We start from the raw sequence: 23,842 nt of genomic DNA, 5'->3' as shown, positions 1-23,842 counted from the left end.
CGGCAGCCGTTATACTCTCCGGTTTTCCGTCTAGCCGCTAACAGGGTCCCGCCGCGCTCATGGACAAGACCTACCAGCCCCACGCCATCGAATCCCACTGGTACCCCACCTGGGAGCAGAACAACTACTTCGCCCCGCAGGGTTCCGGCGAGCCGTACACCATCATGATCCCGCCGCCGAACGTCACCGGCAGCCTGCACATGGGCCACGGCTTCAACAACGCCATCATGGACGCGCTGATCCGCTACCGCCGCATGCAGGGCCGCAACACCCTGTGGCAGCCGGGCACCGACCACGCCGGCATCGCCACCCAGATGGTGGTGGAGCGCCAGTTGGCCGCCCAGGGCATCGCGCGCCACGACCTCGGCCGCGAGAAGTTCCTGGAGAAGGTCTGGGAGTGGAAGGAACAGTCCGGCGGCACCATCACCCGGCAGATCCGCCGCCTGGGCTCCTCGGTGGACTGGTCGCGCGAGCGCTTCACCATGGACGACGGCCTGTCCAACGCGGTGAAGGAAGCCTTCGTCCGCCTGTTCGACGACGGCCTGATCTACCGCGGCAAGCGCCTGGTCAACTGGGACACCAAGTTCCACACCGCCATTTCCGACCTGGAAGTGGAGAACCACGACGAGAAGGGCCACCTCTGGCACCTGCGCTACCCCCTGGCCGACGGCCACAAGACCGCCGACGGCAAGGACCACCTGGTGGTCGCCACCACCCGCCCGGAAACCCTGCTCGGCGACAGCGCGGTCGCCGTGCACCCGGAGGACGAGCGCTACCAGGCCCTGATCGGCACCTTCGTCGAGCTGCCGCTGGTGGGCCGGCGCATCCCGATCATCGCCGACGACTACGTCGACCGCGAGTTCGGCACCGGCTGCGTGAAGATCACCCCGGCCCACGACTTCAACGACTACGAAGTCGGCAAGCGCCACGACCTGCCGCTGATCAACATCTTCGACAAGGACGCCGCCGTCCTCGCCACCGCCCAGGTGTTCAAGCTCGACGGCAGCGTCAACCCGGATGTGGACGCCAGCCTGCCGGCCACCTACGCCGGCCTGGACCGCTTCGTCGCGCGCAAGCAGATCGTCGCCGACTTCGAGGCCAGGGGCCTGCTGGAGAAAATCGACGACCACGCGCTGAAAGTGCCCAAGGGCGACCGCTCCGGCACCGTCATCGAGCCCTGGCTGACCGACCAGTGGTACGTCTCCACCAAGCCGCTGGCCGAACCCGCCATCGCCGCGGTAGAAGACGGCCGCATCCAGTTCGTGCCCAAGCAGTACGAGAACATGTACTTCAGCTGGATGCGCGACATCCAGGACTGGTGCATCAGCCGCCAGCTGTGGTGGGGCCACCGCATCCCGGCCTGGTACGACGAGGCCGGCAACGTCTACGTCGGCCGCGACGAGGCCGAAGTGCGCGCCAAGCACAACCTGGGCGACCAGCCCCTGCGCCAGGACGAAGACGTGCTGGACACCTGGTTCAGCTCGGGCCTGTGGACCTTCTCCACCCTCGGCTGGCCGGAACAGACGCAATACCTGAAGACCTTCCACCCCACCGACGTGCTGGTGACCGGCTTCGACATCATCTTCTTCTGGGTGGCGCGCATGATCATGCTGACCATGCACCTCATCAAGAACGAGGACGGCACCCCGCAGATCCCGTTCAAGACCGTGTACGTCCACGGCCTGGTGCGCGACGGCCAGGGCCAGAAGATGTCCAAGTCCAAGGGCAACGTGCTCGACCCGCTGGACATCGTCGACGGCATCAGCCTCGACGCGCTGCTGGAAAAACGCACCAGCGGCATGATGCAGCCCAAGCTCGCCGAGAAGATCGCCAAGCAGACCAAGGCGGAATTCCCCGAAGGCATCGCCAGCTACGGCACCGACGCCCTGCGCTTCACCTTCTGCTCGCTGGCCTCCACCGGCCGCGACATCAAGTTCGACATGGGCCGCGTCGAGGGCTACCGCAACTTCTGCAACAAGCTGTGGAACGCCGCCAACTTCGTCATCGAGAACACCGATGGCCAGGACACCGGCGTGAACGGCGAGCCGGTCGAGCTGTCCGCGGTGGACCGCTGGATCATCTCCGCCCTGCAGCGCACCGAGCAGGAAGTCGCCCGCCAGCTCGACGCCTTCCGCTTCGACCTGGCCACCCAGGCCCTCTACGAGTTCGTCTGGGACGAGTACTGCGCCTGGTACCTGGAACTGGTCAAGCCGGTGCTGTGGGACGAGAACGCGCCCATCGAGCGCCAGCGCGGCACCCGCCGCACCCTGGTGCGCGTACTGGAAACCGCGCTGCGCCTGGCGCACCCGTTCATGCCCTTCATCACCGAGGAAATCTGGCAGCGCATCAAGGCCTCCGCGGGCAAGAGCGGCGACACGCTGATGCTGCAACCCTGGCCGGTGGCCGACGAGGCGAAGATCGACGCCGCCGCCGAAGGCGACATCGAGTGGGTCAAGCAGCTGATGCTGGGTATCCGCCAGATCCGCGGCGAGATGAACATCTCCATGGCCAAGCGCATCGACCTGGTGCTGAACAACGCCTCCCCCGAAGACCACCGCCGCCTGGCCGACAACGAGCCGCTGCTGATGAAGCTGGCCAAGCTGGAGTCGGTGCGCGTGCTCGATGAAGGCGAGGAACCGCCGATGTCGGCCACTGCGCTGGTGGGCGAGCTGCAGGTGCTGGTGCCCATGGCCGGGCTGATCGACAAGGCCGCCGAGCTGGCGCGCCTGGACAAGGAAATCCAGCGCCTGGAAGGCGAGGTCAAGCGCGTGGGCGGCAAGCTGGCCAACGAAGGCTTCGTCGCCAAGGCCCCGGCCGAAGTCATCGAGAAGGAACGCGCCAAGCTCGCCGAAGCCGAGCAGGCGGTGACCAACCTGATCCAGCAGCGCGAGAAGATCGCCAGCCTGTAACAGGCGTCATCCACAAGGCCCGCGAATGCGGGCCTTGTGCTTTTCGCTTGTGCTACCTTCTGGCGTATCCCCGGAGCCCGGCCACCGCCATGAACCGCACCAACGCCCTGTCCCTGCTGCAAAGCTGCAAGCCCGAGCTGGCCGAGCGCTTCGGCGTGGTCCGGCTCGCCCTGTTCGGCTCCACCGTGCGCGATGCCGCCAGGCCCGACAGCGACGTGGATATCCTGGTGGCCTTCGACGGCCCCGCCACCTCCGAGCGCTACTTCGGCGTGCAGTTCTACCTCGAGGACCTGCTGGGCAGCAGCGTCGACCTGGTCACCGAAAAGGCCCTGCGCCCCGAACTGCGGCCCTTCATCGAGGCGGAGGCGGTGAATGTCTGAGGCGTCCGGGCGCGTCTGGCACTTCTACGTCGACGACATGATCACCTGCGCGAAGAAAGTCCTGAGCTATGTCCGCGATAGCCGGAGGCTCCGGCGCGATTCGCGGATGAATCCGCTCCTACGCTGCCCCACCTGCGCCATTCCCCTGTAGGGCCCTGCGCGCGAATCGCGGGCAGGGCCCGCTCCTACAGTTGTCGTGAGGCATGGAGTTTCCTCGTAGGAGCGGACCTTGTCCGCGATAGCCCAAGCTACTGGCGCAATTCGCGGATGAGATCTCCTACGCCGCCCCACCTGCGCCATTCCCCTGTAGGAGCGCGCCCTGCGCGCGATTCGCGGGCAGGGCCCGCTCCTACAGTTGTCGTGAGGCATGGAGTTTCCTCGTAGGAGCGGACCTTGTCCGCGATGAACCAAGCCACCGGCGCGATTCGGTCCATCGCGTGCGGAGTCCTACCATACCGGCGGGCACGGCTCGCTCCTACGAAGAGCCCCTGTCCCTCAGAACACCGTGCCAACCGGGTAGACGTAGGCATTCACGTCATAGAAGGGCGTGCGCTGGTAGAACCATTCCAGCCGCGCATGCGGGTCCTTGGCGAAGGCCTTGTCCTCCTTCAGCTTTTTCTCGAACTCGGCCTTCAGCTGCGGGTCCTCGGCGAGCATCTTGCGTGCCATCGGCTCCATCACGTACTCCTCCGGCTCTTCCGCGGACACCAGGGTGGAGTTGAAGAAGCCCCAGGACCAGAAGGAATCCGGGCTCTCGGCGGTCAGCAGGTTGATCGCCAGCACGCCCAGCGGCTGGTCGGTGTCGATCACCACCGAGCCTGCCGGGAAGGTCTGCAGGCGCTGGAACGGCTTGCCGGTTCCGCTGACCAGCAGGTGCCCCTCGTAGCCGGGGATTTCGTTGGCCGCCGCGCGGTCCGGTTCGAAGCCGCCGGCCAGCTTGATGTCGTCCATGCGGTACAGGGTGACCTCGATGGCGGTCGGCTGCTCCAGGGTCTTCATGCGGATGCCGTGGGCCTTGAGCCGGGCGATCACTTCGCGCCACTGCACCGGCACCACGTACTGTTTCGGCCGCTTGACCACCAGGTCGGGCACCGAGTTGTCGCTGATCGGCACCTGCAAGGTCTTCGGCTTGTTGCTCCAGACGATGGTCTTCGCGCCGGTGATGGGCGATTGCTCGTAGCGGTAGTCGCCGACGACGAAGGGCGTGCGCTGCTCCTTGCCCGGCTTCCAGGTGAGGATCACCTCCTTCTGCGCCTCCAGGCGCTCGCGGTCCTTGGCGATGGCGGCCTTGAGCGAGTCGGCGTGGTCGCCGATCACCTGGAACATCGCCTTGAGCATCACGTAGTTGCCCAGCACCTGGGTTTCATACGGGTGCAGCGCGTGCTGCTCGATGAGGATCGAGGGCACGTTGCGGATGTCGCCGTACTGGTTGGAGAAGCGCGCAAGGTCCGTGCGGTAGGGGTAGTAGCCCTTGGCCGGGTCCTGGTTGTCGTTGAGGCTGATGCACTCGTGCACCACGTGGCCGTCGCCCTCCAGCTCCTTGTACACCGGGCCGCGCATGACCTTGTCCATCCACTGACTGGATGCCGGCGACCAGCCGTTGCCGTTGTGGCAGTAGGAGCTGTCGTAGGGGTACATGGCGCCGTCGGTGGAGTGGGTATCGGCGAAGAAGCTCAGGTCGTACTGGTTGAACACCCAGGCGACGTTGCGGATTTCCGCGCTGTCGAGCTTGGTGAAGTCGCGGTTGAGGTTCAGGTTCAGGCCGTTGACGCGCCAGCCGGTGACCTCCGGGCCGTTCTGGTTGATGCGCCCGTAGGGGCTGCGGCGCAGGTCGCCGTCGACGTTCACGGTGGGGATGAAGAGGATGTTGACCTTCTCCAGCAGCCCGGCCAGTGGCTTGGCCCCGGCGGTCATGTCGCGCAGCAGCATGAACATGGCGTCCTTGCCGTTGGCCTCGCCGGGGTGGATCTCGGCCTCGACGAAGAGCGTCGGCTTGCCCGAGCCGTTCAGCCCGGCCGGCGATTTGTCGGCCTCGGTGGACGCGGTCACCAGCAGCATCGGCTCGCCGCTGGCGCTCTTTTCCGGCAGCTCGCTCAGCTGCAGCTTGCCGCCGGACGCATCGGCCAGCTTCTTCAGGTACTCGCGGGTCTGGTGGTAGTCGCTGGTCTGCCGGAAGCCGCTGGACTCGGCCAGGGTGATCAGCGGATCGTCGGGCTTGGCCAGGTAGCGGGTGCTGCTCAGCTTCTGCTCGAACATCGGCGGCAGGATGCGCTGCCTGGCCGCCGCCGGGTAGCCGCTATCGTCGACGTAGCCGGGTGCCTGGGGCAGCGCGGCCAGGGCCGGCAGGCTGCCGCTCAGCAGCAGCGCGGCGTACAGCGGGTGGAATCCTCGATGGCGCATGGTGGGCCTCCTTTCGCGGTGAGCCATGGCACCGGGAACCTTAGACCATGATCCGCGCGGCCGAAGGGGCCGGTTGTCGCAGGAGTCATTCCGGGGTGGAATGACTACCCGAAGAAAGCTCGCTTGGCGCGGCGCAGGCTTTGGGCCGAAGATCGACGCGCCAGCGCGGCCCGGAAAGCCGCCGTCCCGACTTCCACAGGAGCCCGCACCATGTCCGACCTACCCGCCCGCAATGGCGGCCAGATCCTCGTCGAAGCCCTGCTGCGCAACGCGGTGGACACCGTCTACTGCATCCCCGGCGAAAGCTACCTGCCGGTGCTCGATGCCCTGCACGACGCGCGTTCGATCCGCACCATCGTCACCCGCCACGAAGGCGCCGCCTCGAACATGGCCGACGCCTACGGCAAGCTCACCGGGCGCCCGGGCATCTGCTTCGTCACCCGCGGGCCGGGCGCCACCCACGCGGCCAACGGCGTGCACACGGCGAAACAGGACTCCACGCCGATGATCCTCTTCGTCGGCCAGGTGGAAAGCGCCTTCAAGGGCCGCGAGGCGTTCCAGGAGGTGGACTACCGGCAGATGTTCGGCGGCCTGGCCAAGTGGGCCACGGAGATCGACGACATCCAGCGCATTCCCGAGGTGGTCGCCCAGGCCTTCGCCGTGGCCCAGTCCGGCCGCCCCGGCCCGGTGGTGGTCGGCCTGCCGGAGGAAGTGCTGTTCGGCGCCGCGCAGGTGGCGGATGCGCCCGCCCCGCGCATTGCGCAGGTCGCCCCGCCGCTGGCCGCGCTGGAGGAGCTGCGCAGCCTGCTCGCCCGCGCCCGCAAGCCGCTGCTGGTGATCGGCGGCACCGGCTGGGACGAGGCCGGGCGCCGCACCCTGCAACGCTTCGCCCGGGCCAACGAACTGCCGGTGGTGGCCTCGTTCCGCCGCCAGGACCTGTACGACAACCGCGACGAGCAGTACGTCGGCCAGCTCGGCTTCGGCGCCTCGCCCAAGCTCGCCGCGCGGGTGCAGGAGGCCGACCTGCTGCTGGTGCTCGGCTCGCGCCTGAGCGAGACGCCCAGCGCCGGCTACACCCTGGTGCGCAGCCCGAAACCCGAGCAGACGCTGATCCACGTCCACCCCGACGCCAGCGAGCTGGGCCGCGTCTACCAGGCCGACCTGCCGATCCAGGCCAGCCTGCCGGCCATGGCCGCCGCCCTCGACGCCCTGGCGCCCCTGGAAAACCGCCCCTGGGCCGAATGGACCGCCGAGGCCCGCGCCGACTACCTGGCCTACTCCACCCCGCCGGCCAGCCCCGCCGAACTGCAGGGCGTGGACCTGGCCGCGGTGGTCGGCCACCTCGCCGAAACCCTTCCCGAAGACGCGGTGATCAGCAACGGCGCCGGCAACTACGCCGTCTGGGTACACCGCTTCTACCGCTACCGCGCCGCCCGCAGCCAGTTGGCGCCCACCAACGGCGCCATGGGCTACGGCTTCCCCGCCGCCATCGCCGCCAAGCTGCGCGAGCCGCAGCGCGAGGTGGTGTGCTTCGCCGGCGACGGCTGCTTCATGATGTACCCGCAGGAACTGGCCACCGCCGTGCAGTTCGGCGCCGCGCTGATCGTCATCGTGGTCAACAACGGCATGCTCGGCACCATCCGCATGCACCAGGAACGCGAGTATCCGGGGCGCGTCTCGGCCACCGAGCTGCACAACCCGGACTTCGTCGCCCTGGCCCGGGCCTTCGGCGCCCACGGCGAGTTGGTCGAGCGCACCGAGGACTTCGCCGCCGCCTTCCAGCGCGCCCAGGCCTGCGGCAAGCCGGCGCTGATCGAGCTGCGCACCGACCCACGGCAGATCACCCCGGTGGCGCGGCTTTCCTGAAAACCGCCGAAGGCTTCGCTAAGCTGCATCGGATCAAGGCATTGCGCCCGTCGCCCGGGCACAATGCCCGCCGATTCGCCGGCTAAGGAAGCGCATGAATCCGCAACTGCTCTGGGTCCTGTTCCTGCTCGCCACCGCGGTGGCGCTGTTCGTCGTCAACCGGCCGCGCATGGACGTGGTCGCCCTGCTGGCCATGGTCGCCCTGCCGCTGAGCGGCGTGCTCAGCGTGCAGGAAGCCCTGGCCGGCTTCGCCGACCCCAGCGTGGTGCTAATCGCCGCGCTCTTCATCATCGGCGAGGGCCTGGTGCGCACCGGCGTGGCCTACCGCATCGGCGAGTGGCTGACGCACAAGGCCGGCAGCGACGAGACGCGCCTGCTGGTGCTGCTGATGCTGGCGGTGGCCGGGCTGGGCTCGGTGATGAGCTCCACCGGCGTGGTGGCGATCTTCATTCCGGTGGTGCTCAGCGTCGCCGGGCGCCTGAACGTCTCGCCGGCGCGGCTGATGATGCCGCTGAGCTTCGCCGGGCTGATCAGCGGCATGCTCACCCTGGTGGCCACGCCGCCGAACATGGTGGTGCACAGCGAACTGGTGCGCGAGGGCGAGCCGGGCTTCGGCTTCTTCAGCTTCACCCCCATCGGCCTGGTGATCCTGGTCCTGGGCGTGGCCTACATGCTGGTGGCCCGGCGCTGGCTCGGCGACAACCACGACGGCCCCGGCAACGCCGCGCAACGCCGCTCGCTGCGCGACCTGATCCGCGACTACCAATTGGCCGGGCGCGAACGCCGGCTGCGCATCCGCCCCGACTCCACGCTGGCCGGCATGACCCTCGGCGACGTCCAGCTGCGCACCGAGCGCGGCACCAACGTGATCGCCATCGAGCGCCTGGCACGCTTCCGCCTGAAGATCCTCAGCCCCGGCGCCGACGTGGTGCTGCAGGTCGGCGACGTGCTGCTGGTGGACATCTACCAGCCGGGCATCGACCTGCTCGCCCTCTACCACGAATACGGCCTGGAACCGCTGAGCCTGCACGGCGACTACTTCACCGAGCGCGCCCACGAGGTGGGCATGGCCGAGGTGACGCTGCCGCCGGAGTCCGCGCTGCTGGGCAAGAGCATCCTGCAGCTGGGCTTTCGCAGCCAGTACGGGCTCAACGTGGTGGGCCTGCGGCGCAACCGCGAAGCCGTGGTCGACGGCCTGCTGGACGCCAAGCTGAAGGTCGGCGACACCCTGCTGGTGGTGGGCGCCTGGAAGGACATCCGCCAGCTCCAGGGCCAGGGCCGCGACTTCCTGGTGCTGAGCCTGCCGGCCGAGGTGGACGAGGCCGCGCCGGCGGCCAGCCAGGCGCCCCACGCGCTGCTGAGCCTGGGGGTGATGGTGCTGCTGATGGTCAGCGGCCTGGTGCCCAACGTGCTGGCCGCGCTGATCGCCTGCCTGCTGATGGGCGCCTTCCGCTGCATCGACATGGACAGCGCCTACCGCGCCATCCACTGGCAGAGCCTGGTGCTGATCGTCGGCATGCTGCCCTTCGCCCTGGCCCTGCAGAAGACCGGCGGCATCGACCTGGCGGTGCAGGCCCTGGTGGCGGCCCTGGGCGGCGCCGGGCCCTACCTGATCCTCGCCAGCCTGTTCCTGCTCACCGCGCTGATCGGCCTGTTCATCTCCAACACCGCCACCGCCGTGCTCATGGCGCCGGTGGCCATCGCCACCGCCAGGGCCCTGGGCGCCCAGCCGGAACCCTTCGCCATGATAGTGGCGCTGGCCGCCTCGGCGGCCTTCATGACGCCCATCTCCTCGCCGGTGAACACCCTGGTGCTGGGCCCCGGGCACTACCGCTTCGGCGACTTCGTCAGGGTCGGCGTGCCCTTCACCCTGCTGGTGATGATCGTCAGCGTGTTGCTGGTACCCTGGCTGCTGCCGCTGTATTGACCGAACAAGGAAAGCCCATGGAAGTGAGCAAGACCAAGAGCAGTTTCTACCGCCGCTTGTACGTCGCCTGGCTGGTGCACAGCGGCCAGGCCAGCAGCGTGCCGGCGCTGATGGAAGCCACCGGCATGCCCCGGCGCACCGCCCAGGACACCCTGGCGGCGCTGGCCGACCTGGACATCGACTGCGTGTTCGAACAGCACGCCGGCGAGCGCAACAACGCCGGGCACTACCGCATCCGCGACTGGGGCGCCATCGACCCGCGCTGGATCGAGGCGAACCTGGGCAAGATCAAGGCGACTCTGGAATACCCCTGAATCCGCCTTGTAGCGGACCTTGTCCGCGATAGCCGGACGTCCCGGTGCGGTTCGCGGATGAGATCAGCTACGAGAAGCAGAAGGCGCGCTTCTGTGGGAAAATCGCCCTCCGCTCCCCTGCCCTGCCCTGCCGCCCGCCATGCCCAAGCCGCCGAAACGCCCCGCCAAGCCGCAACCGCTGCGCGATCCCGCCGCGAAGAAACCCGACCTGCTGCACCCGCGCAACCGCCACCAGGGGCGCTACGACTTTCCTAGCCTGATCGCCGCCAGCCCCGAGCTGGGCGACTACGTCATCACCAACCCCTACGGCAAGCCCAGCATCGACTTCGCCGACCCGCAGGCGGTGCGGGTGTTCAACCGCGCGCTGCTCAAGGCGCAGTACGGCATCGGCCACTGGGAAATCCCCGCCGACTTCCTCTGCCCGCCGATCCCCGGCCGCGCCGACTATGTGCACTACCTGGCCGACCTGCTGGCCGAGGACAACGAAGGCTGCGTGCCGCGCGGGCCCGGCGTGCGGGTGCTGGACATCGGCGTCGGGGCCAACTGCATCTACCCGCTGATCGGCCACCGCGACTACGGCTGGCGCTTCCTCGGCGCCGACATCGAACCCGCCGCCCTGGCCTCGGCGCGCAACATAGTGCTGGGCAACCCGGGCCTGGCCGAGGCCATCGAGCTGCGCCAGCAGAGCGAGCCGCAGCACATCTTCCACGGCCTGCTGCACGCCGACGAACGCTTCCACGCCAGCCTGTGCAACCCGCCGTTCCACGCCTCCCCCGAGGAGGCCCGCGCCGGCAGCCGGCGCAAGTGGAAGAACCTCGGCAAGCTCGACCCCTCGCGCAAGCTGCCGCTGCTGAACTTCGGCGGGCAGAGCAACGAGCTGTGGTGCGAGGGCGGCGAGATCGCCTTCCTCAAGCGCATGGCCAGCGAAAGCCGCGAAGTGGCGCAGCAGGTGCAGTGGTTCAGCTCGCTGGTGTCCAAGGCCGGCAACCTCGACGACTTCCGCCGCGCCCTGAAGAAGGCCGGCGCGCTGCAGGTGCGCACCCTGGACATGGCCCAGGGGCAGAAGCAGAGCCGCTTCGTCGCCTGGACCTTCCTCGACGCCGAGGCGCGCGCCGCCTGGTACCGCTGACTAGCGGATGAACTCGCGGCTGACGGCGCGGAAGGTCTCGCTGCCGGCGCGCTCCAGCCATTCGAAGGCGACCATCTCGCGGTTGACGATCACCGCGCCGGCCTGGCGCATGCGCTCCAGGGCCAGGGCCTTGTCCTCCGGGCGCCGCGAGCCGACCGCCTCGGCCACCACGTAGACCTCGCGGCCCTCGGCCAGCAGGCCGAGCACGCTCTGCAGCACGCAGACGTGGGCCTCGGTGCCGCACACCACGAACTGCCGGCGCTCGCCGCCGGGCAGTTGCAGCAGGCCCGGGTCGGCCACCGCGGAGAAGGCGATCTTCTCCAGGATGGCCGCGGCCGGCAGGTGCTCGCGCAGCTGCGCCAGGGTCGGACCCAGGCCCTTGCTGTACTGCTCGGTGGCCAGCACCGGCACGCCCAGGCGCTGCGCCACGGCCAGCAGCCAGGCGCTGTGCTGCAGCAGCGCCTCGGCGTCGTGGATGGCGGGGAACAGGCGTTCCTGGATGTCGATGAGGAGGAGGGTCGAGGTGGGGGCGTGGAGCAGCATGGGGGAGTCTCCTGGGGTGGTTCTTCTTTTTCGGCTTGCTGTGTGGGGGTGTCAACCGGAAAGCAGGTCGACACAAATGCAGGGAAGAGAATGAGCGAAGGTGAAGCGCTGGAGCAACGTCAAGTCCGCTCCCTCTCCCCAGCCCTCGGCTGCGCGCCCCGCCCTGAAGGGAGAGGGGGCTTGTCCGTGCCGAGAAAAGGCTTGGTTTCAGCCGGCAGTCTCTGTGTGGCCGGCTGACTCCAAAGCATCAGCATCTGCCCAACGGTCCCCTCTCCCTTCAGGGAGAGGGTTAGGGAGAGGGAGCCACACCCGCAAGCCACGCAGAAACCTCCCCCCGCGCCAAAGAAAAAGGCCCCTGCAAAAGGGGCCCTCCTCTCTTCAGCCATGCACCCTCAATGCCCCGTCACATCCCCGCGGCGGCTGGTCTCGAAGAGGAACCAGGTGCGCTGCTCGGTCTCGTCGATCCAGTTCTCGATGAGGCTGGCGGTGGCGATATCGTGGTACTCGTCGCACAGGTCGTGGACTTCGCGCATGTAGGCGGTCAGCGACTTGTTGTCTTCCTGCAGCTCGGCCAGCATGTCCAGCGGCTGGACGAACTCGGCGTCGTTGTCGGCGATGCGCTTCAGGCGGCCGATGTGGCCGATGGAGCGGATGGTGTTGCCGCCGATCTTGCGCACGCGCTCCGCGATCGGGTCGGTCATGGCGAAGATTTCGGTGGCCTGGTCGTCCAGCAGCAGGTGGTAGTCGCGGAAGTGCGGGCCGCTCACGTGCCAGTGGAAGTTCTTGGTCTTCAGGTACAGGGCGAAGACGTCGGCCAGCAGGCGGCTCAGGGCCGCGCTGAGGTCGCGGGTGGCGTCCCTGGACAGGTCCGACGGGGTGGCCAGGGCCGGGGCGCGGCGCGGTGCCGGCTTGGCCGCGGCGGCGGGCTTGGCGGCAGCCGCCGGTTTGGCGGCGGGTTTCTTCGCTGCCGGCTTCTTCGCCGCGGCAGGTTTCGCAGCAGCGGGTTTGGCAGCGGCCGGCTTGGCCGCAGCCGGCTTGCTGGCGACGGTCTTGGGTGCAGCGGGTTTCTTCGCAGTGGCTGCGGTTTTCTTCATCTCGATCACCTCAAGGGGTCTTGTGGATGCCGCCCCTGTGCGTGCCGAAACTGGCGGTCCGGGACGAGCCTGACGCACTCCCTGCGTTATTCCTCTTACGGCCAAGAGTGCGCTCTTGAGCCTACCTCGCCGCGCTTCGATTGCAAGTCGTCGCGCCGCCCAACGTGCGGCGCAATGACGCCGGGCAAGGCTCAGGATTGCACGGCGAAGCACGCGTCGAGGCGGCTGTACCCCATACCGACACCTTTGTGCACCTTGAGTTGCACGGGAATGCGTTCCTTGAGCGCCTCGACGTGGCTGATCACGCCGATGCTCTTGCCGCTGGCGTTGAGGCTGTCGAGGGCGTCCAGCGCCACTTCCAGGGTCTCGCCGTCGAGGGTGCCGAAGCCTTCGTCGAGGAACAGCGAATCGATGCTGGTCTTGTGGCTGACCAGGTCGGACAGCGCCAGGGCCAGCGCCAGGCTGACCAGGAAGCTCTCGCCGCCGGAAAGGGTGCGGCAGTCGCGGGCGACGTCGCCCTGCCAGGTGTCCACCACCTCCAGTTCCAGCTCGCCGTCGCCGCGCCGCGCCAGTTGGTAGCGGCCGTGCAGGCGCTGCAGTTGCCGGTTGGCCAGGTGCACCAGGTGGTCGAGGGTCAGGCCCTGGGCAAAGCGCCGGTACTTGGCGCCATCGGCGGAACCGATCAGGCCGTTCAGGCGCTGCCAGAGGTCGTGGTGCGCCTCCTGTGCGGCGATCTCGGCGAACAGCGCCTGCTGGCTGGCGCGGCGGGCGTCGTCGCCTTGCAGTTGCGCGCGTACTTCGCCCTGGCGCTGGCCCAGTTCGCGCAGCTGGGTGGCGAGGGCCTGCAACTGCTCGTCGAGGGCCGGTAGCTCCAGTTCGCCCAGCGGTTGCGCGCGCAGTTGGCGCTCGGCTTCCTCGGCGGCGACGCGCAACGCCACGGCTTCGGTCAGCGCGGTGTCCAGGCGCGTCTTGAGTTCGCCCAGGCGCTGGCGCTCGCCATCTTCCAGCAACGCGGCGAGGAAGGCCGCCAGGTCGGCGAACGGGCTTTCAGCTAACGCCTGCTGCCAGGCTCGCTCGCATTCGGCCAGAGTCGTGCGCGCCTGCTCCAGGTGCGCGGCAAGGCTCTGCTCGCGGCCGAGCAGCGCATCGGCCTGGCGCTGCGCCGCCTGTAGGGCCGCCTCCGCCGCTTGCAGGGCCTGTTGCGGCTGCGCCTCGGGCGCCGGCTCCGGCAATGCCGGCTCGCCACTGGCGCTCCAGCGTTCGCGCCACTGCCCGGCCTGGGCTTCGGCTTCCTGCAGCAGGCGCCGGGCTTCGCGCTCGGCCTCCTGCAGTTGCTGGTCCCGTTGCTGAGCCTGCTGCCAGGCGCGCCATTCGCCTTCGCGCTCGGCCAACCAGGCAGCGCCTTGCTCGGGCAAGGCGGCGGCGAAACCGTCGAGGCTGGCCAGCAGCTCGGCGGCCTGGCGTTCGGCCTGGGTTTGCAGTTGCTCCAGGCGTTGCCGCTGTTCCGCCTGGCGCTGCTGTGCGTTGTCCAGATCCCGATGCAGCAAAGCCTCCTGCTGCAACGCGGCCGCATGGCTGCGCTCGGCGCTCTCGCGGGCGCTCGCGGCCTGCTGCAATTCGCCCTTGAGCGCATCGAGCGCCGCCAGGCGTTCCTGCAGGTCGGCCAGGGCCTGCTCCTGGGCCTGGCGGATCGCGGCCAGGCCGGCGGCATCCTCGATGGCGAGGTTCTGCTCGGCCGACTGACGCTGCCATTCCGTATCGAGCTGGTGCAGTTGTTCGCGCAGTTGCTCCAGTTGCTGCCGAGCCTGGGCCGCCTGAGCCGTCACGTCGGAGAGTTCGTCGCGCAGCGCCACGCCATCGCTTTCCAGAGCGGCCAGGGCCGCGCGGCATTCGTCGAGGGCGCGGCGCGTCTGCGATACGTCCAGCGCCTGGTAGCTGGCGATGGCCGGGTGCTCGTGGGAACCGCACAAGGGGCAGGCTTCGCCGGGCTGCAGTTGTGCGCGGTAGGCCTCCAGGGCCTGGATGCGCTGCTCCTGCTCCAGCAGTTTCTCCTTGTCGGCGACCTGCTGCTTCAGCGTCTTGTAGCGCTCGCGCAGTTCGGCGATCGCGGCTTCCTTCTGCGCCTGACGTTGCTGCAGCGAGTCGAGCTGAGGTTGCAGGCGGGCAGCCTGCACGTTGGCCTGCTCGCGGCTCTGCGCCAGCTGCTGCAGGCGGTCCATTGCCCTGCCCTGCTGCTGCAGTTGCTGCCAGCGCTCACGCAGGGCGCTTTCGCCGGCGCCTTGCAGCAGGGCCTGCAAGCGCGCCTGCTGCTGCGCCTCGGCCTGGTGCGCCGCGTCCAGCGCCTGCCCGGCGCCGGCCAGGGCCTGGCCCTGGGCGGTGAGTTGGCCGTGCAAGGATTGGATGGCGGCGGCTTCCTGCTCCAGGCGCGCACGGGCGCCCTGCAATTCACTGCCGAGCTGTTCGCGCTGGGCGAATTGCGCACGCCAGCCACCCAGCAGTTCGCCCAGGCGGGCGCGTTGCGGGTGCGCGGCGAGCTGCGCCTGTACTTCGCGGCGCTGCGTTGCGAGTTCATCGATGGCGCGCTGGCGCTGCCCCGCCCACTGCGCGCTGTACTGGCTGGCCTGCCACAGGCTGCGCACGGCCTGCTCCGCGCAGTCCCGTTGCTGGCGTTGCAGGTCCGCCAGGCCGGTTTCGTCCCGCTCCAGCGCCTGGCTCGCCTGTTGCCAGGCTGCATGCAGGGGCTGCAGGCGCGCCGCCGGCTCGCTGGCGGCCAGGCGCTGCAGGTCGGGGGCCGCCTGGAGCAGGGCGTCGCGGGCCTGCTGCTCGCGCGCGGCGGCCTGCTGGTGCTGTTGTTCGGCGCGGGAAAGGTCCTCGCGCCAGCGGCGCTGGGCCTGCAATTCGGCCTGGCGCTGGAGCAACGGCGCTTCCTCGGCCAGCAGGCGTTCGGCTTCGGCCTGCAGCTCGCCGCGCTGTTCCTCGCTGAGCAGCTCCATGCCTTCGGCACGGCTCTTCAGCAGTTCCAGATCGTTCTGCGCCGCCTTGCTGCGCTCGTACACGCGCTGGGAAATCAGCCCGTAGATCTCGGTGCCGGTGAGTTCTTCCAGCAATGCCGCGCGGTCGTTGGCGCTGGCTTCGAGGAAGGCGGCGAAACCGCCCTGGGCCAGCAGCATGGACTTGGTGAAGCGGCCGAAGTCGAGGCCGGTGAGCTGCTCGGTCTGGCGCAGCTTGTCGTTGATCTTGTCGGTGAGGATTTCCCCCTCGCCGCCGGCCGCCTCGATGCGCGCCAGCTCCACCTTGGGCGCCTGCAGCGCGCCGTCGACCTTGTCGCGGGCCCGGCGCTGGCTCCAGAAGGCGCGGTAGCGGCGGCCCCTGACCTCGAACTCGACCTCGGCGAGGCAGTCGGCGGTGTGCCGCGTCATCAGCTCGTTGCCGCTCTGCGACAGCGTGTTCATGCGCGGCGTGCGGTGGTACAGGGCCAGGCAGATGGCGTCCAGCAGGGTGGTCTTGCCGGCGCCGGTGGGCCCGGTGATGGCGAACAGGCCGTTGCCGGCGAAAGGCTCGGCGGCGAAGTCGATCTTCCACTCGCCCTTGAGCGAGTTGAGGTTCTTCAGGCGCAGGCTGAGGATGCGCATCAGGCTTGCTCCTCGCGCAGTTCGGCGACCACCTGGCGGTACAGCCCGGCCAGTTCCTGGCGCAGCGGCGGCGCCAGGTCCTCGGCGTCCAGGCGTTGTTCGAAGACGTCCTCGGCGGAGAGTTCGTCGAGGGTCTCGCGCGCCTCGCCGAACAGCCCCACCTGCTGGCTACCACGTTCGCGGCGGGTGCGCAGCACTTCCACCGGCAGCGCCTCGCAGAGCTTCTCCAGGCGCGCCTGCAGGTCGTTCAGGTAGTCGTCGCTGCGCACCAGCACTTCCACCCACACCGGGCGTTCCGGCGTGCCCAGGTTGGCGGCTTCGGCCAGCGCCGCGGGCAGGCTGTCGAGGTCGCCGGCCAGCGACTGCAAGGGCTGGAAGCAGGGCACGGCCAGCGGCGTCACCGCGCGCAGGCCGCTTTCGTCGAGGTCCACCAGCAGCACTTCCTTGGCCTGTCGCGCCTCGTCGAAGCTCAGGGCGATGGGCGAGCCGCAGTAGCGGATGTGCTCCAGGCCACCGACCTTCTGCGGCCGGTGGATGTGCCCCAGGGCGATGTAGTCCGCCGCCGGGAAGGCGCTGGTGGGGAAGGCTTCCAGGCTGCCGACGTAGATTTCCCGCACCGACTCGCTGGCGCTGGCGCCGACCGTGGTCAGGTGCCCGGTGGCGACTATCGGCAGGCGCCCGCCCAATTCCGCGCGCCGGGCCTCGGCCAGGGCGAACAGAGATTGGTAGTGTGCCTGGATGCCCTGCTGCAGGGCCAGCTGCTTGTCCTGGGCGCTCTGCCCGGCCTGGCTGGCCAGCAGGTCGCGCGGGCGCAGGAAGGGAATGGCGCAGAGCACCGCGCCCGGCGTGCCGTCGCGTTGCGGCAGCACCAGCAGTTGCCGGTCGAGGTCGGCCCCGGCGGCGGCGATCACCCGCGTGCCGAGCACCGCCAGCAACTCGCGGGACTCCTCCAGCATCGCCACCGAGTCGTGGTTGCCGCCCAGCACCACCAGGCTGGCGCCGGTCTCGCGCAGTTCGACGATGAAGCGGTTGTACTGCTCGCGGGCGTAGCTGGGCGGCGCGCCGGTGTCGAACACGTCGCCGGCGATGATCACCGCATCCACGTCGTGCTCGCGCACGCGCTCCACCAGCCAGCGGCAGAAGGCGCGGTGTTCGGCCTCGCGGCTCTTGCCCATGAAGTGCTGGCCGAGGTGCCAGTCGGAAGTGTGGAGGATGCGCATGCGCCTGCTGTCCCGCTGTCTGATCCAGCCGGCGATGATACCCGCTTCCGGGGTGCGCCCGCGCCAGGCTGGCTATCCTGAAGGAACGCCGGCCGGGAATCAGACCATGCAACGCCTGCTCAACATGCTCCGCGACCTCGCCATCCTGGTGCGCGCCAACCTGTGGATAGTGCCGGTGCTGGCCGCCCTGGTGGCCGCGGTCTTCTACTTCGTCGCGCCGCCGCCGCCGATGAGCGCGACCCTCGCCACCGGCGCCCCCGACGGCGGCTACGCGGCCTTCGGCGAAAAGCTGCAGGCCGAGCTGGCCGAACAGGGCTTCGAGCTGAAGCTGGTGCCCAGCGCCGGCTCGCGGCAGAACATGGACCTGCTGCTGGACGAGCACAGCGGCGTGGACATCGCCCTGGTGCAGAGCGGCCAGGAGCGCCAGCTCGCCGCCGGGCAACGGCAGCGCCTGCAGACCCTCGGCGCCATGTTCCAGGAGCCGCTGTGGCTGTTCCAGCGCCGCGACGTGCACATCGACCGCATCGCCGACCTGCTGCCCCTGCGCGTGGCCCTGGGCAGCCGCGGCAGCGGCACCGAGGCGATCACCGCGGCCATCCTGCAGGCCAACGGCATCAAGGATGAGCAGCACCCCGCCGGCTGGCAGGCCAGCGGCGGCGATAGCGCCGCCGACGCGCTGCTGGCCGGCAGCCTGGACGCCGCCTTCTTCGTCGGCCCGGCGGACAACCCGCTGATCCAGCGCCTGGCCGCCAGCGAGCAACTGCTGCTGGCCGGCTTCCGCCGCGCCGACGCTTACGAGGCGCGCCTGCGCTTCCTCAAGCGCCTGGAGGTGGGCGAAGGCCTGCTGAACCTGGAACACAACGTGCCGCACCGCAACCTGACCACCCTGTCGCCGGTGGCCACCCTGGTGATCAACGAGCGTTTCCACCCGGCGCTGACGCCGCTGATCCTCCAGGCCGCGCGCCAGGTGATGCGCCAGGGCAGCCTGCTCGACGCCCCCGGCGCCTTCCCCGCCGCCGAGCCGCGCACCCTGCGCCTGAACGAGGACGCCGAGCGCTACTACAAGAGCGGCCTGCCGCTGCTGCAGCGCTTCCTGCCGTTCCGCATCGCCTCCCTGGCCGACCGCTACATCATCCTGCTGATCCCCTTCATCGCCATCCTCATCCCGCTGTTCAAGTCCATCGGCCCGCTGTACCGCTGGCGCATCCGCGCGCGCATCTACCGCTGGTACCGCTACCTGCGGGAAATCGACCGGCGCCTGGACGAAAACACCGGCAGCGCGGAGCTCAGCCGCGAGATCGAGCGCCTGGAGAGCCTGGAAGCCGAGCTGTCGCGGGTGGAGGTGCCGCTGTCGTACTACAACGAGCTGTACGAGCTGCACCTGCACCTGAACTACGTGATCCGTCGCCTGCGCCAGCTGCGCCGCAACCGCCGCGAGCGCGACGGCGAGGCGCCGCTGGACAAGGCCGGGTGAGCGTGGCGCGTCGCGCTCGGGTAAACTGGCGGCTTTGCCACCATCGTCCAGAGCCGAGCCCGAGATGCCGATTCGTCACGCCATCGTCCACCTGATCGACAAGAAGCCCGACGGCAACCCCGCCACGCTGCACGCGCGCGACGCCGAACTGGGCGACTCCCAGGCCATCGAGAACCTCATGGCCGACCTCAACGAAAGCTACAACGCCAAGCCGAACAAGGCCTGGGGCCTGTTCCAGGAGGAGTCCGGCGCCTACCCGTTCAGCGGCTGGCTGGCCGAGTACCTGGACGGCGGCAAGGACTTCGTCGCCTTCAGCCGCCAGGCCGTGGAGCACCTGAAGAGCCTGATGGAGGAGTCCAACCTCTCCACCGGCGGCCACGTGCTGTTCTGCCACTACCAGCAGGGCATGACCGACTACCTGAGCATCGCCCTGCTGCACCACAGCGAGGGCGTGGCGGTGACCGAGGCGCTGGAAGTGGCGCCCTCGCGCCACCTGGACCTGGGCCAGTTGCACATGGCGGCGCGGATCAACTGCTCGGAATGGCGCAACAACAAGGCCTCCAAGCAGTACATCTCGTTCATCAAGGGCAAGGGCGGCAAGAAGGTCTCGGACTACTTCCGCGACTTCATCGGCTGCCAGGAAGGCGTCGACGCGCCCAGCGAGACGCGCACCCTGCTCAAGGCCTTCAGCGACTACGTGGAAAGCGAGGACCTGCCCGAAGAGCAGGCCCGCGAGAAGACCGACACCCTGGTCGACTACGCCACCAGCCAGGCGCGCCTGGGCGAGCCGATGGCCCTGGACGCGCTCTCCGAGCTGATGGACGACCAGGCGCCGCGCGCCTTCTACGACTACATCCGCAACAAGGACTACGGCCTGGCCCCGGAAATCCCCGCGGACAAGCGCACCCTCAACCAGTTCCGCCGCTTCACCGGTCGCGCCGAGGGCCTGTCGATCAGCTTCGAGGCGCACCTGCTGGGCAGCAAGGTGGAGTACGACGAGGAGCGCGACATGCTGATCATCCGCGGGCTGCCGACGCAGTTGCACGACCAGCTCAAGCGCCGCAAATAACCGCGAATCGCGGACGGAGTCCGCTCCTACGTGTCCAGGAAGCACGGTCGTAGGAGCAACTTTCTTGCGCCGAGGTGCTTTTCGTAGGATGGGTTGAGCTTGCGATACCCATGCTGCCGGAGTGATGGGTATCGCTCCGCTCAACGCCATCCTACGAAAAGCCGTGCTTCCTGGAACCCGTAGGACCTTGTTCGCGATAGCCGGACATTCCGGCGCGATTCGCGGATGAGATCCGCTCCTACGCGCCCACCCACGCCATTCCCCGTAGGGCGCATAACGCCTACGGCGTTATCCGCCGTTGTCCCGGCTGTAGCGGGCCCTGCCCGCGATTCGCGCGCAGGGCGCGCTCCTACAAGGGAATGGCGTGAAGGGAATGGCGTGGCTGGCGCTTTTCGGGCCAAAGGCCAAGGGCCGTGGCTCCTGCGTTTCAGCGCGCCTCGATGCCGAACCCCAGCCGCGGGAAGTGCACATGCACCACCCCGGCGCGCGGGTCTTCGCGGCGCAGGATCAGCTCCTCGCTGCCCACGTGCAGCAGCTCCCCCTCCACCGGATCGACGCCGTAGTCGGTCGCCGCGATGGCCACCCGCTGGCCGGCCCGCAGGCCGTTGGCGTCGCTGAACGGCTCGTCCGGCAGCGCCGCCGGCTGGCTGTCGCGAGCCACGGCGATGGCTTCCTCGCTGCTCATCTCGCTGTGCGCGCCATGGCCGAAGCCGAGTACCCGGCCCAGCCAGGCCACCACCGACGGGTAGGCGTCCACCAGCGGCGAGGTCACCGGGGTGGCCTTGACGAACCAGAGCACGTGGGCGACGGCGAAATCCGCCACGGACGGCTCGCCGAACAGGAAGTCGCCCTCCTCCCGCGCCAGTTGCTGCTCCAGCCGCGCCATGAACACCGGCCACTGCTGCCGCGCCTGCTCGGCCGGCAGGCGCGCGGCGCTGCCGCCGCTGAACAACTGGCTGCGGTCGGCGACGAAGGCCTTGAGGAACTCCGGCGGCAGCTTGCCGAAGCGCACGGCGATGGACTCGGGCTGGAACACCAGGCTCACGCCATGCTGGAACAGCACCGAATCGGCCCAGGCGGTGAAGGCGGCAACGGTGAACTCCTGGCCCTCGGGGAACAGCGCCGGGGTGGCCTTCTCCTGCTCCAGGCGGCGGGCGATCAGCGCGGTGTCGCAGTAGACGTCGGCGCCCACCTGCAGCACCGGCGTCTTGCGGTAGCCGCCGGTGATCGCCAGCAGGTCGGGCTTGGGCATGATCGGCGGGATCAGCACCGAGCGCCACGACAGCTGCTTGAAGCCCAGCAGCAGGCGGGCCTTCTCGGCGAAGGGGGAAGTCGGGTAGTGGTGCAGGATCAGCTCGGACATGCGGGGCTCCGTTGGCCGGCGTTGAGGGCCTTCCAGCTTACCCCGCCGCGGCGCGCGGTCCTACCCGGTCGAAGCTATGGATGGCCATCCGCCGCGCTGATGGCCAGGGCCGCGCCGGCCAGCGCCAGGCGTTCCTTGGCCGGCTTGCCCAGGGCCTTGATCGCCCGCTCGCGGCGCAGCGCCTCGCCCTTGCCGGCGCAGGCCTCGACGTACACCAGCGCCTGCGCCGGGCTGGAATGGAAGAAGCGCGCGCCACGCCCGCTGCAATGCGCCTCGAAGCGCCGCTGCGGGTCGTCGCTGATGCCGCAGTAGAGCGCGCCGTTGGCGGCACGCACCAGGTAGACGAACCAGGGCTTGGGCTCGGCCTGGGTCATGTCCAGACCCGCTGCTGCATGCGCTCGCAGTAGCCGACCAGGCGCTCGTATTCGCGCGCCATGTGGTTCAGGGGGGTTTCCAGGGTGCACAGCACCAGGTTGGCGAGTATCCCGTAGGCCGCGGCATCGGCGCTGCAGGGCTGGGCGCCGCCGAAGTACGGCAGGTCGCCGAGCATGCCGTCGAGGGCGTCGAGGTCCTGGCGGGCGAAGCTCAGCAGTTCCTCGCGGCTGTGGGCGGTCAACCCGCGGCCACGCATCTCGCCGCGGATCTTGCGGCGCACCAGCGCGCCGACCACCGGCCGCAGCGGCGCCGGGATGCCGCGCAGCAGCACCGGGGCGACCTGGCGCCAGCCGTCCTCCTCCAGCCAGCGGAAGTACACCAGCAGCGGCGCCAGGTGCTCGTCGCACAGCCGCGTGATCGACACCGCCCAGCCACGCCCGCGGGCGTCGAGGCCGGCGTCCAGGTCCAAGGCGAAGCGCTGCTGGAGGTCGTGGATGATGATCTCGGTGTCGGCGACGGTCTGCCCCTCGACCTTGACGAAGGGCAGCTTGCCCTTGGGCCCCTTGCGCGGGTCCGTCACGTGCTGCACCTGGTATTCCAGCCCGGACAGGCGCAGGAAAGTCTCCAGCTTCAGGCAGAAGGGGCTGACGTTGGGCACATTGAAGGCCGGGGGGAACTGGAACAGGGTGATCATGGCGAGGCTTCCTGCGCGGGCTCGCCTGGTATTTAAGCGCATGCCAGGCGCCGCGGCGAGCCCTGTCGGAGTGCTATCAGACATGACCGTGTTCGCCGGGTGGCTCGGGTGCCGCCTCCGTAACGGTTCTGAAACCCATCATTCCCGCGAACGTAGGGCGTATGAGCGTTCGCGGTTATCCGCCCTTGGTCGTGCCGCCGGGGCGTCCGGCGTGGCCGGGGAATCCAATCGCGGACAGAGTCCGCTCCTACGCCGCCCAACCCACGCCATTCCAATGTAGGAGCGCGCCCTGCGCGCGAAATCGCGGGCAGGGCCCGCTCCTACACCTTCCAGCAAATATGACACCCCGTAGGATGGGTTGAGCTTGCGAAACCCATGCGGTGACGCTGATGGGTATCGCTTCGCTCAACCCATCCTACGAAGAGCCATGCTCGCTCATGCCATAGGAGCGGACTCCGCCCTGCGATGAAACCGGAACGCCCCGCCCTATCTCAGTTGAACCACTCCATGGCCGTGCGCCAGACACACACGCCGACGAAATACGCCGAAGCCACGAACCACAACCACAGCAACCAGGTCTGGTCCACCGGCTGCTGCAGGATCAGCAACGCGCTACTGAACATCCAGACGAAGGTCACCGCAATGTTCAGCGGCATGAACTGGCGCACCCGGAAGGGGTGCAGGAACTTCATCCGCGTCAGCGTCAGGCCCGCCAGCACCAGCACCGTGACCAGGCTCACCCACGGGCCGGGCCCGAGGACGAAGAAATACACCGCCACCACGTTCCAGGCCGCCGGGAAGCCGACGAAGTAGTTGTCCTTGCTCTTCATGTTCACGTTGCAGAAGCAGAACAGCGAAGACACCAGGATGACGCCGACGATTGCCAGCTCGCTGTGCACCGGCAGCGGCACGTAGCGGTAGATGAAGATCGCCGGGATGAACACGTAGGTGAGGTAGTCGATCACCAGGTCCAGGGTGGAGCCGTCGAAGTGCGGCAATACCGCCTTGACGTCGAACTTGCGCGCCAGGGTGCCGTCCAGGCCGTCCACCAGCAGGGCCGCGCCCAGCCACAGCAGGCAGGCCTGCGGGCGGTTGTCGACCAGCGCGAGCAGCGCCAGCAGGGCCAGGATGACGCCGCTGGCCGTCACCGCGTGGGCGCTCCAGGCCTTGGCTTTGCTCAGGTTCAATGGAGTGAGGGTCAGGTTCACGGGCGCTTCTCTTCAGTCAGGCGGCAGTGCGGGCTATTTCAACGTATAGCCCATCCAGGGCTTTCCACAGGTGCCTCCTGGGTATCGGAACACCGATCCTGCGACCGAGTTCAGCCCGGTCGGCCCGGATGGGGCATGGGGAAGGCTCAGGATACGCCGAAGCGCCCCCGCAGCGCCAAGGGCGCTGACGAGCGTAGGATGGCTTTGCGACGGCTTTCGGACGCCAGGGATGCGGCGCGGCCCGC

The 23,842-nt window shown here is 68.8% G+C and carries 17 protein-coding genes; 8 read left to right on the top strand and 9 right to left on the bottom strand.

Annotated features, from left to right (window positions below; genetic code table 11):
• Positions 1-59: 59 nt before the first annotated feature.
• Positions 60-2,909 (top strand): valine--tRNA ligase, encoded by a 2,850-nt coding sequence (locus PM1_RS05625; protein WP_009616138.1) that lies wholly within the window; start codon positions 60-62, stop codon positions 2,907-2,909.
• Between the two features lie 89 nt (positions 2,910-2,998).
• Entirely contained in the window at positions 2,999-3,289 is a 291-nt protein-coding gene (locus PM1_RS05620) for a nucleotidyltransferase family protein (protein ID WP_009616137.1), read from the top strand.
• Between the two features lie 495 nt (positions 3,290-3,784).
• On the opposite strand, the gene PM1_RS05615 is transcribed toward PM1_RS05620, so the two are convergent.
• Positions 3,785-5,689 carry a M14 family metallopeptidase gene (locus tag PM1_RS05615; protein WP_009616135.1) on the bottom strand — a complete coding sequence of 635 codons (1,905 nt, stop codon included), beginning with the start codon at positions 5,687-5,689 and terminating at the stop codon, positions 3,785-3,787.
• A 210-nt stretch (positions 5,690-5,899) separates the two neighbouring features.
• Here PM1_RS05615 and PM1_RS05610 point away from each other — a divergent pair, with 210 nt between their 5' ends.
• The 4 genes from PM1_RS05610 (at position 5,900) to rlmF (ending at position 10,925) form a co-directional block, all read left to right on the top strand.
• Positions 5,900-7,555 (top strand): thiamine pyrophosphate-binding protein, encoded by a 1,656-nt coding sequence (locus PM1_RS05610; RefSeq protein ID WP_009616134.1) that lies wholly within the window; start codon positions 5,900-5,902, stop codon positions 7,553-7,555.
• 94 nt (positions 7,556-7,649) lie between these two features.
• Positions 7,650-9,482: an SLC13 family permease gene (locus PM1_RS05605; RefSeq protein ID WP_009616133.1), complete on the top strand. Its 1,833-nt coding sequence runs from the start codon at positions 7,650-7,652 to the stop codon at positions 9,480-9,482.
• A 17-nt stretch (positions 9,483-9,499) separates the two neighbouring features.
• On the top strand, positions 9,500-9,796 hold the full coding sequence (locus PM1_RS05600) for a winged helix-turn-helix domain-containing protein (RefSeq protein WP_009616132.1): 297 nt from the start codon (positions 9,500-9,502) through the stop codon (positions 9,794-9,796).
• A 139-nt stretch (positions 9,797-9,935) separates the two neighbouring features.
• Complete coding sequence (rlmF, locus tag PM1_RS05595; protein ID WP_009616131.1) at positions 9,936-10,925, top strand: 23S rRNA (adenine(1618)-N(6))-methyltransferase RlmF; 990 nt, start codon at positions 9,936-9,938, stop codon at positions 10,923-10,925.
• Here rlmF and PM1_RS05590 read toward each other — a convergent pair whose 3' ends face one another.
• From PM1_RS05590 to sbcD, 4 genes are all read right to left on the bottom strand, one after another.
• Complete coding sequence (locus PM1_RS05590; protein WP_009616130.1) at positions 10,926-11,468, bottom strand: hydrolase; 543 nt, start codon at positions 11,466-11,468, stop codon at positions 10,926-10,928.
• A 392-nt stretch (positions 11,469-11,860) separates the two neighbouring features.
• The gene (locus PM1_RS05585; RefSeq protein ID WP_009616129.1) at positions 11,861-12,562 is read right to left on the bottom strand and encodes a Dps family protein; all 702 of its coding nucleotides are present in this window, start codon (positions 12,560-12,562) and stop codon (positions 11,861-11,863) included.
• A 191-nt stretch (positions 12,563-12,753) separates the two neighbouring features.
• A complete protein-coding gene (locus PM1_RS05580) occupies positions 12,754-16,194 on the bottom strand; it encodes an AAA family ATPase (protein WP_009616128.1) in 3,441 nt (1,146 codons plus the stop codon).
• Entirely contained in the window at positions 16,194-17,414 is a 1,221-nt protein-coding gene (gene sbcD, locus PM1_RS05575; protein ID WP_009616127.1) for an exonuclease subunit SbcD, read from the bottom strand. Before sbcD ends, PM1_RS05580 begins: the two co-directional genes overlap by 1 nt.
• A gap of 106 nt (positions 17,415-17,520) precedes the next feature.
• On the opposite strand from sbcD, the gene PM1_RS05570 reads away from it, so the two are divergent.
• On the top strand, positions 17,521-18,888 hold the full coding sequence (locus PM1_RS05570; protein WP_009616126.1) for a TAXI family TRAP transporter solute-binding subunit: 1,368 nt from the start codon (positions 17,521-17,523) through the stop codon (positions 18,886-18,888).
• A gap of 64 nt (positions 18,889-18,952) precedes the next feature.
• Positions 18,953-19,957, top strand: a complete 1,005-nt coding sequence (yejK, locus tag PM1_RS05565; protein ID WP_009616125.1) for a nucleoid-associated protein YejK — start codon at positions 18,953-18,955, stop codon at positions 19,955-19,957.
• A gap of 427 nt (positions 19,958-20,384) precedes the next feature.
• Here the strand turns inward: yejK and PM1_RS05560 are convergent, their stop codons facing one another.
• The 4 genes from PM1_RS05560 to pcsA all read right to left on the bottom strand — a co-directional run bounded on the left by PM1_RS05560 (position 20,385) and on the right by pcsA (position 23,597).
• Positions 20,385-21,320 (bottom strand): glutathione S-transferase family protein, encoded by a 936-nt coding sequence (locus tag PM1_RS05560; protein WP_009616124.1) that lies wholly within the window; start codon positions 21,318-21,320, stop codon positions 20,385-20,387.
• Positions 21,321-21,394: 74 nt separating this feature from the next.
• Positions 21,395-21,694, bottom strand: coding sequence for a GIY-YIG nuclease family protein (locus PM1_RS05555; RefSeq protein ID WP_009616123.1), 300 nt, complete (start codon positions 21,692-21,694; stop codon positions 21,395-21,397).
• A complete protein-coding gene (locus tag PM1_RS05550; RefSeq protein ID WP_009616122.1) occupies positions 21,691-22,389 on the bottom strand; it encodes a glutathione S-transferase C-terminal domain-containing protein in 699 nt (232 codons plus the stop codon). Before PM1_RS05550 ends, PM1_RS05555 begins: the two co-directional genes overlap by 4 nt.
• A gap of 491 nt (positions 22,390-22,880) precedes the next feature.
• Positions 22,881-23,597 carry a phosphatidylcholine synthase gene (gene pcsA, locus PM1_RS05545; RefSeq protein WP_009616121.1) on the bottom strand — a complete coding sequence of 239 codons (717 nt, stop codon included), beginning with the start codon at positions 23,595-23,597 and terminating at the stop codon, positions 22,881-22,883.
• Between the last annotated feature and the right edge of the window lie 245 nt (positions 23,598-23,842).

It is taken from the genome of Pseudomonas sp. M1 (assembly GCF_022760135.1).
Taxonomy (GTDB): Bacteria; Pseudomonadota; Gammaproteobacteria; order Pseudomonadales; family Pseudomonadaceae; genus Pseudomonas; species Pseudomonas citronellolis.
The sequence above is the reverse complement of the archived record's forward strand: the minus strand, read 5'-3'. Positions and strand labels throughout refer to the sequence as shown.